Source organism: Paenibacillus sp. strain BS8-2 (assembly GCF_054483835.1).
Genome location: NZ_CM137010.1, coordinates 2,956,394 through 2,970,882 on the forward strand (window position 1 = coordinate 2,956,394; position 14,489 = coordinate 2,970,882).

The window sequence follows — 14,489 nt, forward strand, 5'->3', positions numbered from 1 at the left end:
TAGTAGTAATAGGTAAGCATTTGATGCTATCTCCAGCTTTTCCCCTGCTCCGCATGGAGTGTGCCAGTTTCCAGAGCACTCCGCGCTCCATCTAACGAAATGTATCAATCATAAGTTCCACGTTACAAAGTTGACTAATTGCTGGACTCCATGGAAGGTGCTCCTCAAGTAACTCCCGTTGCTGACGAAATGCAACCATTGGTAATTGTTTCTTGTGATAGGTTTTTAATGTGAATGATATAATTAATCAAAAATAATCATGTAAAACCAAAAATGATCATTTTAAAGCGTTTTCATCTATTCTATATTATTAATAATCTTCGTGAACAAAAAAAGGGGGAGCTTTGAGAGTATGATTAAGAATAATAAGAGCAATAGGTACAAGTGGCATATTTGGATGCTTTGTTTTGCTATTATTGCTCAGCTTGCAGCATTGCCAGCTCAGGCGGCGTTTGCTGATGAGGCTGAGCCGGATACAGATTACTCGCAACTATTGACCGACATTCAGGATAATATTCCTGCAGGAGAGAGTTTGGTATCCTACGCCAATAACTATCAGTCGATGCAGCCTGAGCCTATGACTTTTGTAAGGGGCGGCGGAACGACTTCTGTAAATAACGGATTAACCGTGAATATGAGCACATTGTCGGGAGGCAGCATTGTGGCTGCCTGGGATAATGGCCCATGGCTGTCTGCGGGTGTTATAGACACAACACTTCGATATTCTAGTACAGCTCAAAGTAATATAGGTTTTGTACTAGGTACTTACAATTCAACACAAGGCTTGGCCATTCGTTACGACAGCGGGACGACATGGGTCATTCAAGCCCCTGATAATTCAGGAGCATGGGAAACATTCACAGGTCCTGAGCTGTTGCGGGACACGGATTATCAGATTCAAATCGGATTTAGAGGAGAAAGGTTACTAGTCGTAGTTGATGGCATAACCTACTACAACAAAGATACCAATTTATTGAGTCAGGTGGCCGAGCTGGGCAAGGTTGCATTATATAAACGGTATGCAGAGGGAACGGTGTTGATTAAAGCGCTGAATATCCAAGGCACCGGTTCGATGGAAGAACCGAGCATTGACTATGTGCAGGACTATGAGGATCCGTCTTACACACCGAATTGGTCCAATCTTAATGCGACAGTTAAAACGGACATTACCGGAAACAAAGTGCTGTCTGTGAAGAGAACATCTAGTGAACGTGGTGTAGACTTGGATGCGCCACAGCTTCAGAAGGGCACGCTGTCACTAGATTTCAAGCTGGTTTCGCCTGCTACGCTTGGCAATGGCCAAGGCTTCGCATTTGGTTTCGGAATGAACGACTCTGGAAGCGTATTTAACGAGATTGGTGTCGATCCGAATCAGTGGATACCGGAATCCAATTCCGGTTGGGGCAGTAAGCTTAATATTCCATATCCGATTCAAGGAAAATGGAACAATCTGATGTATAACTTTAACGGACAAACGATAACGGTCTACTTAAATAAAAAATTGATTGGCAATATTACGTTAGATAAATTCGGTTCAACAGCCGGACGTCTGGGTCTTCGGATCAGGAGCTCGGTGGAACTCTACATTGATAACGTGCAGTACACGGATAAGATCGTATCGCCGAAAGCTATTGTAGAATATAACAATAACTTCCAAGATGAAGTGCAAGGCAACTGGACTAATGCTACGAGTGCCATTATAAAAGAGGGCAGCAATCGCGTCTTGAAACTGTCCAACCTGTCAGGAACATCTTTCAACACGGATGCACCTTCATTACAAAGTGCTACATATATGTTGGATGTGAAACCGACAACGCAAGACATCGGTTTCGCGATTGGCAGCAATTCCATTGTGAAGTATTCGGATGGCCAATGGAAGTTGGAAACAGGAGGAGCTACCTATAATTTCACAGGAACAGACGGGCTAAATTCAGTTCCTATGTTGTTGAATTGGAATAAAGTTGGTGTGCAATATTCCGATTCTTCTGTTTCATTAAGCATTAATGGCGCCAAGCTGACAGCTCAGCTGCCAGCTGGCCAGCAATTTGGAATAGGCCAATTTGGTGTATATGGCCTTGGAGAATTGTATGTGGATAATATCGTATTCACAGAAGAATTCTTAAACATGGACACGTCCCTACTGGCAAACAAGCTGTATTTTGAAGAATATTATGAGACCGTCTCAGCATCTGACTGGACTGGACTTAGTCATGATCTGGTTAGCAATGGGTATTTGGAAGGCGACATAGTAGCGGAAGGTGTTGCAGTTAACAATACGGTTCTCCCTGTCGATAACGGCATGTATCAGTTGAAGCTACAGGCAGATACATCGCTTGTGGGGATGAAGATTGGTAATGCGTCCATTGTTCATGAAGGACAAGGGGGCTGGGTATATCGCGTTGACGGTGTGTCAGGTAATGTACCAATTGGCAGCGGTACTGCAGTTGTTCCAAACAAAGATGTTGTTATGAGGGTTCACCTTGTTGATAATCAATTATCGCTTTATGTGAACGGGGTATTTGTCGGCACGGTTCCAGCGGAAGGTTTCGTCAAAGGGCCTTATGGAATTGTAAATGCTGGAAATGCAGCCGTTCATGTGAAAGTTGATGCGATGACAGCCGAGGAAATTAGAATCTATACGCCGGATTATACGACTCCAGAGCCTAATTGGAAAGCGATGGATGCGAGCTCTCCAACTGTCGTGGCAAGCGAAGAAGGTAGTGTAGAGTTGAACCTGCCAGGCGTATCTTTTGTAACAGATCATAATAGCCCTGAAATGGTAGACCAGAAGGTTACCTTTGATTTCAAAACAAGTGCTAATCCTGGAGCGGATGGCGGACGTTACGGCTTTATATTGAGAGGTAAAGATATTACGCATTACGTGTCTATCGTTCATGATATTAACGGTCAGTGGAAGTTTTCTGCTAACGGAAATGATTCCAACTTCCCTGTCAATTATGAGATGGCAGCAAATACTGTATATAAAGTTGAACTTCAATTAATAGGAAGCACGGTGTCTTTCGCTATTACCGGCCCAGATGGCGTGAGGAAGGATATGGGAGTTGTCACGGACAACGAAGCTTCGATGGACGCCGGGAAATTCGGTGTTCGGGGTTGGTACAGCGGTAAAAGCATGACGGTTGCTAATCTGAAAATCGTAGAGCAGGAGTCTATGCCGAAGCTTCAACTGGCATCGGAAACAGATACAATTGCGCTAGACGGATTAACTGTTACGATTAATAAGGACTTCCCGAGTTTTGTTTCTTATGAGCTGAATGGTAAGACGATGTTAGCAGCTGAAGATCAAACAAATACGATCAAAATTAACAATATGGACTATGTGACGACGACGGTATCGGAGAAAGTAAGCGAGAGCAAATACGAATATACGATGAGCGTGGATGAAATCAATGTTGTTATTAAAGCATTCATTGAAATCATGCCTGATCATGTAATCCGATTCGAAGCAACTGACATCCAAGAGTCCGGCGACATCAAGATCAGAACCATGGAGTTGAACAGTACGGTATTCTTCGTGAATAGTGCGATGAATGGCGCCACTTATGCATGGAGCAAGTCAGATGGCCAATGGCACGGAGTTACGGAAGAAATTGTAGAAAACTTGGCTAATATGGCAGTGTCGGGGTCGTTCGGTACGACTATGACGATGGTGAGCGCTAACGGACTAGGCGGTTCGATGGAAAACAATGTGATGAGTGGCGGTAATAAAATATTGGTGAAGGCGGAAAAGAAGCCGCTTGTCAGCAAGATTGCAATGAAAGCCGGCTCATGGACGTATCGTCATGTTCAAAGTGATGTAACGGAAAATCTGCCTTGGTTCGAGATTGCTCTTACCGAAGATCAGAATGAGGATGCGAAGGTAGATTGGCAAGATGCAGCAGTTGCTTACCGTCAAAATATTTATACGCAGCCGTTCGGCGCAGAAGATATGATGAACAATATGATGTACATTGCGTTCAATTTCGCGAGCCAAGCGAATGATCCGTTCCTGAACGCGCTGGATACCGGTAAAGTACTCTATAACTATACCGATGGATTCGGTCAAATGATTCTGGAGAAGGGTTATCAAGCGGAAGGGCATGATGATGATATTCCATCGTATTCCAATGTTGGAGTAAGACAAGGTGGTTTAAAGGAGTTTAACCATTTAATTGACGAGGGTCATAAATATAACCTCAGCGTAGGCGTTCATCTTAACGCCACAGAATATCATCTCGATGCGAATGAATTGTATTATCCGAATTTGAGTCGAGCAACATCGAACGGATATAAGCAAGATAATTTGCTGAAAGGTTGGGATTGGATCGATACAAGTTATTATGTCGATCAGACGAAGGATGTGTTGACCGGTCAACTTCAGTCTCGCATGGCTAACTTGTATAATCTGACCAAAGATCCAGCTAACCCGAACGATCCTGCAGTTGATTTCTACTATATTGACGTATATACAGGCAATGAATTTAACGGACAGAAGCTGTTGGATTACGCCAATGACCTCGGGGTGAAAGTAGGCACAGAATTCTCGGGACCTATGGAGCCTGGTGTGAACTTTGTTCACTGGGGACCGGATTTGGGATACCCGAACCAAGGGAACAAAAGCATATTGTCCAGAATGGTTAAAAACAACTTGGATATCTTTGTTGGCAATGCACTGTTTAAAGGTCTGAAAATTCCAGGCGTTACGACGTGGGGAGATTCTAAGCCTGATGTTCAGCAGGGCGTGACCGTATTCTATAATGAAGTGCTCCCGACTAAGTTCATGCAGCATCATGGTGTATTGAAGTATGAAACGGATCAAGTCACTTTCGAAGATGGTGTTGTTTCCAAGAGGAATCGTAACACGAACAAGATTGAGCTCTCCCAAGACGGTAAAATTATTTCTACATGGATGGATACGGGAACAACGACGGATTCATCTGAGCGTCATGCTGGAGAAGCCGACTCGTTAATTCCTTGGACTTGGGATATCCAGACGAATGAAAAGTTAGACGTCAATAATGGGGCTAAGCTGTATCACTGGAATACGACCGGTAATACAACGACATGGCAGTTAACTGATGAGTTCAAAGACATAGCTTCGTTTGACATGTATGAATTGACGCAACAAGGAAAGGTGTTAATCGATACGCTTACCAATGTGGGCGGAGAGTTAACGATCACTGGGGCGAACAAGAACACTCCTTATGTATTGTATCCTGCGACGGCTGACGCTCTGTCGATTGTTCCTTCTGCAGGGGACTGGGGTAATGGCAGCTTGATTAAGGACTTTGCCTTCAATTCCGAGAAGCTGAACGTTGCAGGGTCATGGTTCGCGGATGACCAGTCCAACGCTTCCATTAAGATGGTACAAGGCGATGTGGAATATGATATTACGAAAGAAGTCGGAAGGTCCAACTGGAATCGATTCGCAGAGCTTGGCAGCAATGCAGGCGTATTGGAGCAGCAGATTACAGACTTGCAGCCAGGACAGGATTATACGGTCAGCGTATGGACTCAAACGCCGAAGGGCAGGAAGTCTTCGCTTGAAGTTATCCTGGATGGCAAAACCTATTCGAATTATGTAACAGGCATCGATGGTGTTCACCAGAGCTCGTTCAAATACGTGGGAACGTCATGGCAGAGAATGAACGTTGAGTTCAAAGTTCCAGCCGGTGTAACGACGGGGACCGTTAAGCTAATAGCTGAAGCAGGAACAGGCGCGGTACAATTCGATGATATTCGAATTTGGCAGCATACGACGACTGAGATGAACGTCAATAATACAGGTTACATCATCTACGAAGATTTCGAGAATGTACATGAAGGATGGGGGCCTTTCGAATATGGTGGCGGAAGCCGTCAGATTCATATTGCCTCGGATCAAAGTAATCCGCAGGATAATAACCCAATCGTTCTGCCAGGCATTGATCAAGTTGGCCCTGCGATGACATGGGTGCTTGATGGGAATAACTCATTAAAGCTCAATGAGAAGGACGTAGGCAAACATATTAAATCAAATGAAGCCAGTGTAAAATTACAGCCTAATAAGGAATATGAATTAGGTTTCATTTACACAATGGAAAGTAAGGTTACTTATGAAGTGTCCGTGAGATCGAGAGCTAATGGTACCGTTCTATGGAACGAGACGCTGCAACCAAAGGCGAATCCGGGCAATAAAGCCGGGGAAGCAGCTGGTGGATTTGCACGCTACAGCAAGATATTTACGACGGGTAATCTAGCAGATTATCAAGTTGTATTCAAAATTTTGACTGCGGGCTCCAATTCTGCAAGCTCTGATTTTGCACTAATCATCGATGATTTCTATATTAAGAATTATGGACTTGACGCATCTATCGCACTTCTATCACAAACGATTGCTGATGCACAGTTGTTGCAGGAGTCGGATTATACTGCCGAGTCATGGGAGGTTGCTGCAACAGCGCTGGAGCAAGCAATTGCGATGATGACAGACGTAGATGCAACGATCGAGACAGTCGACTTGGCGAGAACGAATCTGGAGAATGCTATAACCGATCTTGAGCTTGTAGAAGTTGTCGAAATGACAAGTATCCAAGGCGTGACGGTGCAGACAAAGGCGGGACAAGCGCCAACGTTGCCGGCGACAGTGATCGCAACCTACAGTGACGATTCGACGCAAGCGGTCTCTGTAGTATGGGATTCAATTGACCCTTCGCAATATGCGGCAGCAGGCTCCTTCCAAGTTGAAGGTACTGTTGCGGGTACTGCAATGAAAGCGATTGTTACAGTACAAGTAACGGCTAACAGCGGAGGATCTAATCCAGGAACGGTCACAGATCCAGAAACAGATCCAGAAACAGATCCAGAAACAGATCCAGAAACAGATCCAGAAACAGATCCAGAAACAGATCCAGAAACAGATCCGGAAACAGATCCGGAAACAGATCCGGATGCCTCGTCTATATTCCAGGACACAGTCGGACATTGGGCGAGCAAGGAAATCGAAGCATTAGTGAAAAAAGGCATTTTCAATGGTCAATCCAGTGAAAAGTTTGCTCCGAATGCTTCTACATCCCGTGCCGAAATCGCAACTCTCTTCACACGGATACTTAATCTGAAAGCAAGCACTTCATCTTCGTTTACGGATGTGGAAGAAGATAAGTGGTATGCTGAAGCGGCTGCTGCAATTTCGGAAGCAGGATTAATGAATGGAGCCGGTGACAACAGCTTTGATCCTGAACGTGCCATTACACGTGAGGAAATGGCGGTTATCATTACAAGAGTGCTTCAGATGAAAGGCAAGCTGCCGACGCTTAACAGCTCGGAAGATAAGATTTTGGATCTGTTTAATGATGCGGATCAAGTAGCAAGCTGGTCCCAACACGCACTAAGCATTTGCCTCCAGCTCGGCATTTTCAAAGGTAATACGGACAATTCTCTCAATCCAAAAGGAGAACTGACTAGAGCACAAACAGCGGTGTTACTATATAGGTTACTTGACTATTTGGAGTAGTTTCCACATCTATACAGCAGGGCCGTCCACTGGGACGGCTTCTTGCTGTTTTTAAGGAGAGAGCATCCATGGTAAGAAAATGGCGCATTACGACGATATTGAGGATGTTTTTTATACTTGTTGTATTTCTTCCCATTCTACTGATCTGTTTCTTCGTATTAAACATGTATAAGCAAGATTTGATAGAGCAGAATACAATGCGATCGCTGCAGACGACCGAGGCGATCGCCTATTCTGTCCAGCAGGAAATCAACCGAATGGCAGGATTGTTTGCATCCATCGGCGTAGATCCCGAGGTGCAGTCCGTCGCTTCGGACATACATCTGTCATCAGGTATAGCTAAACAATCGGCGAACAATAAGCTGAAAACCATCATCGAAAAATATACCTCTACGGTATCGGGACGGTTATTGTCGATCAACTTTTTCTATTCAGAGCGAGACTCCTATTCGTATCAACGAAATATGGTAGAGGACGATCATAGTGTACGCCAGCAGAGCTGGTACAATGAAACGCTTGAACAGCCGAACCGCGTTCAATTTCTTGGTATGCTACCGAATCTGATATACGGTAACTATAATTCGTACATGATGGCGTCTGCGATAGCCGTTAGCGATTATAACGCTCTTAATGAGATTGAACTCATCTTGTTCACCTTCAATAGCGATGCATTCGACAACATCCTACTATCCCGTGATAACCAAACATCTGAAATCTCGATCGTCGACCAATCAGGTAAGCTGGTAGCAACAAATACGTTGGTCGAGAGAGGTAGCATGATACCAGAAGATTGGATGAATAGGTTTGGAAATAGCAATAAAGGCTCTTTTGTAGATTCGAATGGCGAAAAATCTCTCGTTACATATTCGAATGTATTTAATTCGGATTGGAAAATCGTTCAGCGTATTCCTTATGACGATTTAATTATGAAATATAAACAAGCCTTTGCGATAATCATCGTAATTGGCGCGGTTATCGGAATCGCATTTCTATTGCTTTCGTTTTATTTCGTCTCGAATATATCCAAGTATTTGCGTGAGCTGCTGCGCGTAATGAACAGGGTCTCGGGAGGGGATTTGGATGTGCGGATTAATGCACAAGGAAGTATGGAAATGATGAAGATCGGTAATACGTTCAATCAGATGACGGATCAAGTGAAGGTGCTGATTGAGCAAAAGGAGGCTAATGAGAAGGATAAACGTAAAGCAGAATTCGCAGCGTTGCAGTCGCAGATCAATCCTCATTTTCTTATTAATACGCTTAATTCCATTAAATTCATGGCACTCATCAGTAAGGCGGATAACATTCGCAACATGACCCATGCGCTTACTCGCCTGCTATCCTCCTCATTTAATCGAGGCGGCATGCATACAACGGTCTCTGACGAAATCGATCATCTGAGACATTATTTATACATAATGGAAATACGGTACGGACTTCAGTTCACGACAGTGTGGAATATCGAATCCAGTGTTACGGAGTGCAGTCTATTGAAGCTGCTGCTGCAGCCGATCATAGAGAACTCTGTCACGCACGGCTTAAAAAACATTAATTATCCAGGTGCCATTGAAATCACAGCGAGAGAAGAGGGGAATGACCTCATCTTCGAAATTTCGGACAATGGAAAAGGTATTTCGGAAAATATGATGCATCAAATTTCAACTGGAATTACGCAGGACACATTCAGCGGGATGGGAATCGTGAATGTGCACAATCGTATTCAGCTGCATTACGGAATCCGATATGGGCTCCGCTTCGAGTCTAATACGCCGCACGGCACCAAGGTATTCGTTCGTCTGCCGATTATTATTCAGCCTGCTGATGATGCTGAAGCGTCTTGATCCCTGATTTTTATGATCATGATAAAGCATCAAAAAAGATCAGATTTGTATAAAAACCATCATGTAGAAGCGCTTTCATTCGATGTATATTTATAACAGGTTAGACGAAGGACCAGCAGGAAAAAATCAGAATATGGGGGTTTTTAGAAGATGAAAAGATCGAAATGGATCAATGCTACCCTTGCAGTAGGATTAGTATCGGTGGGCATACTCTCAGGATGCGGCAGTAACGCGACGAATAACACGGATGGTTCTCAGACCTCGAACAATCAGAAGACTGAGGATTCTACGCAAAATAACGCTCAGCCGGTGAAGCTTAAGCTAGCCATGTGGGAATCAAAAACAGATATTGACTTCTGGACGGAGAAGGTAAAAGAATATTCGACAGTTAAACCGAACGTTAGCGTTGAAGTTGAGACGGTTCCTGACAATAGCGGTCAATATTTGAAGGTGCGACTTGCAGCCAAGGATTTGCCGGACGTATTCATGATGAAGCCTGCTCACTTACCCGTTTATAAAGATTCCTTATTGCCGCTCGATGACCTGGATGCGACTGCGCGGAATAAGTACCCTGGCAAGATCGAAGATCACGTTCTAGGGTTACCGCTTGTTTCCTTCTCTGAGTACGTTTACTACCGTCCTAGCATCTTCAAGGAGGTTGGAGTAGAAGTACCTCAGACGTTGGATGAGTTTGTAACAGTCATGCAGAAGATCAAGGACAATGGAAAGTATATCCCGCTTTCCATCGGGGGCAAAGACGACTGGACGTTCTATCCGATATCGGAATTCGGCCCACACATTCTATCGAATGATGAGCAATACTTAACTAATCTCGCTAATACTCCAGAGCCTTTCGGCGCAGGGTCAACGTTTGATAAAGTAGCGAATCTTGTTAGCACGATTGCCAAAGAAAAGCTTGCTGGTCCAGACGCGCTAGGAATTGGTTTCGATCAATCTACACAATTGTTCCAATCGAACAAAGCGGCGATGATTGCGTTAGGACAATGGTATTATGCCGATCATATGGCTAAAGTACCGAATGACACCGATTTGGATGCGTTCCCGCTGCCTTGGAGAGCAACGAAGGACGAGCCGCTTACTTCTTTGATGATGTCCGATCAATTCTATGGCATTAGCAAAAACACGCAAAATCCAGAAGAAGCAACAGCATTCCTCGAGTGGATGTTTAGCAAGGATGTTTACCAAGAATACATCGACAAGAAGCAAAATACATCTACGATGACAGATGTTACTGCTGATTTGCCGTTCTTCGTCAAAGTGGATGCGGATCATCCATTCGAGCCGCTTATGTATTACGCTACTGATGAGAAGTTTGCTAAGGTGAAAGCAGCCGCTCAATATGATGAGAAAAAAGTAGCAGCAGAAATTTTTGCAGGCGCAAATATTGCCGACGTTGAAGCGAAATTGAACGCTAGCTGGAAGAAAGCAGTTGAAGCTACGAAATAATTAGATAGATATAAGCGAGGCGGGCGCTCTCGACTCACGAGATTGCCCGTCTTTCTTTATGTCAGGAGGTATGAGAATTGAATCTTCGCACACAGCAACGATTGGTTATTTTCGGTTTTTTATTCGTTCCCATTTCGCTATTGCTGCTGTTTCTGATCTATCCGACACTGCAGCTGTTCCATTATAGCTTTACGGATTGGGATGGCTATAGCTTAACGAAGAACTACGTTGGATTCAGCAACTTCTACAAGGTGCTGTATGAAATGCCGGATGTATGGATTGCGATTCGAAACAATGGACTATATTTTCTAATCCATTTGCTCGCTATTCCACTGGAGCTTCTGTTGGCGGTCATGTTGAACCGTGCGATGAGAGGAAGTACTTTCTTCCGTTTTTCCGTATTGTTGCCATACATAATTAACGGCGTGGCCGTGGCGTATATGTTCAGCTTTATCTATTATCCATTGGATGGCCCATTGAATGCAGCATTGACGGCTCTTGGTCTTGAGAGCTGGATCCAAGGGTGGCTTAGCAACATTAATGTTGTCAATTATTCGCTAGTGGCCGTATCGGTATGGCGGTTCTCAGGCGTTCACGTCATTTTGTTCTTAGCTGGTTTGCAATCGATTCCGAAAGACTTGTATGAGGCGGCAGAGATTGATGGAGCCGGATTCTGGAAACGTCAACTGCATGTTACGATGCCAGGCGTGCGACGCGTGTTGGAGATCGTTCTATTCATGAATATTACCGGCGCTCTATTGCAATTCGATATTCCGTTCATACTGACTGGCGGAGGTCCGGGAAATGCGAGCAGCACATTCGGTCTGTATTCGTTGTTCACGGCATTTAAGTTCAACAGTTACGGACTTGCGTCCGCAATGGCTGTTATTCTCTTGTTCCTCATTATTATTTTCTCCGCAGTGCAGAATTGGATCATTAAAGATAGGAGCGAACGTCGATGAATCAAAAATTAAGAGCGTTGCCAGGTAACGTCTTTTATTATTTCGTATATGCGGCGATCGTGCTTACCGTATTCGTGCCTTTATTAATCGTATTGTTCGGAGCATTGAAGTCAGGTGAGGAGCTTATTAATTCGTCTTCGCTTGCGCTTCCGAATAGCTGGTTCTATTTCGACAACTTCGTAAACGCCTTTAAGGAAGGCAACATGCTCGTCGGGCTGTGGAATACAGTCAGATTGACCGCTATTACGATTTTTTTTAATGCGATATTAGGAACGATGACGGCATATGTATTGAATCGGTTTCAGTTCAGGCAGAAGAAAATCATCTTTATGCTGTTTGTCACTTCAATGATCATTCCAGCATACACAACAGAAATTGCTCGGTTCCAAATTATCCATTCGCTAGGGTTGTACGATACGTTAGTGGGACCGATTCTAATCTATATTGGGACGGACATTCTACAAATTTATATTTACTTGCAATTTCTCGAGAAGATTTCGAAAGAGCTGGATGAAAGTGCGATGCTGGACGGCGCCTCCTACCTTAGAACCTTTATGTCTATCATTTTCCCTTTGCTTCTGCCTGCGACAGCAACGCTCGGGATCTTGAAGGCAGTAACGATTATGAACGATATTTATATTCCTTATCTGTATATGCCATCAAAGGAACTAGCCACGCTATCGACTTCATTGATGTCATTCGTAGGCGAGCGATCATCAGATTTGTCCTCGCTTTGCGGAGGAATTATCCTTGTTCTAGTGCCAAGTGTAACGGTATACATCATTTTCCAAAAGTATATTTTCAAAGGATTGATGGACGGAGCAGTCAAAGGGTAATAAAATAGTTTGGAATGAAGCAAGTGTTGTGATTGGGGGAGACAAGTGTCCACATATCAAGCTATCATTGTAGACGATGAACCGCTCGTTCGACTTGCGTTCAGGCAATATATAGGCTCTGTCTCGTCAACGATCACGCTTGTTGGCGAGGCTGGAGACGGGATAGAGGCCATGGAATTGCTCCAAAGCCGCGACGATATTGATATCGTGTTCGCCGATATTCAGATGCCCCGTATGAATGGTTTGGAGCTATTGACCTCGATCAGTCAAGCGTCATTTGCTCGCAAACCGCTTATCGTTATGTTGAGTGCGTACGGGGATTATAGCTTCGTACGCGACGCATTCGTGTTAGGAGCATATGATTACATGCTCAAATCCGATTTGGATGAAAGTTATTTGGCTTCAGTCATAGAGAAGATTGTACGAGAATTGAATACGAGACAACAAGATCGCATAGTCCGACCACAGGAGGAAGATTCAGAAGACAAGGAGGTTATTGCAACTGTCCTTCGTCTTGCCACTTCAAGTACTCCTTCCAGTACGGATAAGGATTATGTGAGGCGAATGATCGGGGAGAAAAACAATCTTGTTGCGATTATTCGCTTTGCCAATGTCATTGAGGCTAGAAATACGCATGACATGATTGTTCAAACACTCCGTTCGGTCATCGAATCATGGGATAAGGAATGCTCGAGCTGGGTATGCCAAATTGACGAACGCCATTATTGTTTGTTCTTCTCTTGCCCTAGTCATATGAGCACCATGACCGTGAGGATGACAGTCAACGGCATCTTATCCTCGGCGATGATTCGGCTCCAGCAGTTTCTTAATCTTAGCTTTGCCATCGGCATAAGTGATCAAGGGAGAGCTGTGGAGGATTGGAGCAGACTGTATCGTCAAGCCGAACGACTGTCTGGGCTTGCATACTACGAAGGCTACGACCGATTATATTATCCAGAATCAGACAAGCCGCTTACTGCGATTGCGGATATGCAAGACGAAGATTGGAAGAAAACGTGGTCGCTCAGTAAAGCTGCGCTATTGAAAGCGATTACCGATCCTGAAAAAGCTGCTTGGAGAGAGAAGCTTGCGCCATGCATGGACAAGCTGGTCGAGAGATTCCCGGCGGAGTCCAACGCTATTGTATCGGCATTAGGCGAGCTGATCTGGGATCTCGGATCGCTGCTGTATCAGAAAGAATTGTCATGGAATGATGTGCTTAACGAAACGCAAGGCGAGCATCCAATCGAAGAACTTCGCAAGCTGAGTACGATTCGCGAATCTTCTGTGTGGATTGAACAACTGATCGAGCAGCTCCGTATGGTTCTTAAGCCTATGCAGAACGATGCTGAAGGCTGGCTTAGCCGGCCCGTAGCGAAAGCGAAAGCATTCGTAGATAAACATTATAACGAAGAAATCCATCTGTCCACGATCAGCAAATTGGTCGGTGTCAGTGAAAGTTACTTAAGCAAACAATTCGCAAAGGAAATCGGCAATAGCTTTATACAATATTTGACGCAATTGCGAATAACGAAAGCGAAAGAGGCTCTTCAAGCAGGTCATAGAATATACGACGTTTCTGAGATGGTCGGCTATGTCAATGCGGAGCATTTTAGCCGAATATTCAAAAAAATAACAGGGGTTAGCCCAAAATCATATCGCCAAGATCAACGGTAGAATGAAGGTTTGTTGAAAGGAAAACGAATGGTGGTTTATAGGTTCACTTGTATCAAATAAAAGGTCGAGCAATCGTTGCTCGGCCTTTTCTATTCATTAGCTGCGGTTATACGAAAGGAATGACTCCATGCAAACCATCAATATTGGGCATATTCGTTTGAAGACAAGTCATTCAAACAATCATTTGATTAATTCTCAGGATAGGTTATAATCT

Annotated in this window: 6 protein-coding genes; all 6 read left to right on the plus strand. The window is 44.2% G+C overall.

Features of this window, described 5'->3' with window-relative positions; genetic code table 11:
- Positions 1–352: 352 nt before the first annotated feature.
- The 6 genes from ACX1C1_RS12790 to ACX1C1_RS12815 all read left to right on the plus strand — a co-directional run bounded on the left by ACX1C1_RS12790 (position 353) and on the right by ACX1C1_RS12815 (position 14,275).
- The gene (locus tag ACX1C1_RS12790; protein ID WP_458957449.1) at positions 353–7,492 is read left to right on the plus strand and encodes an endo-alpha-N-acetylgalactosaminidase family protein; all 7,140 of its coding nucleotides are present in this window, start codon (positions 353–355) and stop codon (positions 7,490–7,492) included.
- 68 nt (positions 7,493–7,560) lie between these two features.
- Entirely contained in the window at positions 7,561–9,333 is a 1,773-nt protein-coding gene (locus ACX1C1_RS12795; protein ID WP_458957450.1) for a sensor histidine kinase, read from the plus strand.
- 150 nt (positions 9,334–9,483) lie between these two features.
- On the plus strand, positions 9,484–10,800 hold the full coding sequence (locus ACX1C1_RS12800) for an ABC transporter substrate-binding protein (protein WP_458957451.1): 1,317 nt from the start codon (positions 9,484–9,486) through the stop codon (positions 10,798–10,800).
- A 77-nt stretch (positions 10,801–10,877) separates the two neighbouring features.
- Entirely contained in the window at positions 10,878–11,762 is an 885-nt protein-coding gene (locus ACX1C1_RS12805) for a carbohydrate ABC transporter permease (protein WP_458957452.1), read from the plus strand.
- On the plus strand, positions 11,759–12,598 hold the full coding sequence (locus ACX1C1_RS12810) for a carbohydrate ABC transporter permease (RefSeq protein WP_458957453.1): 840 nt from the start codon (positions 11,759–11,761) through the stop codon (positions 12,596–12,598). Before ACX1C1_RS12805 ends, ACX1C1_RS12810 begins: the two co-directional genes overlap by 4 nt.
- A gap of 45 nt (positions 12,599–12,643) precedes the next feature.
- Positions 12,644–14,275: a response regulator transcription factor gene (locus tag ACX1C1_RS12815; RefSeq protein ID WP_458957454.1), complete on the plus strand. Its 1,632-nt coding sequence runs from the start codon at positions 12,644–12,646 to the stop codon at positions 14,273–14,275.
- Positions 14,276–14,489 lie beyond the last annotated feature (214 nt).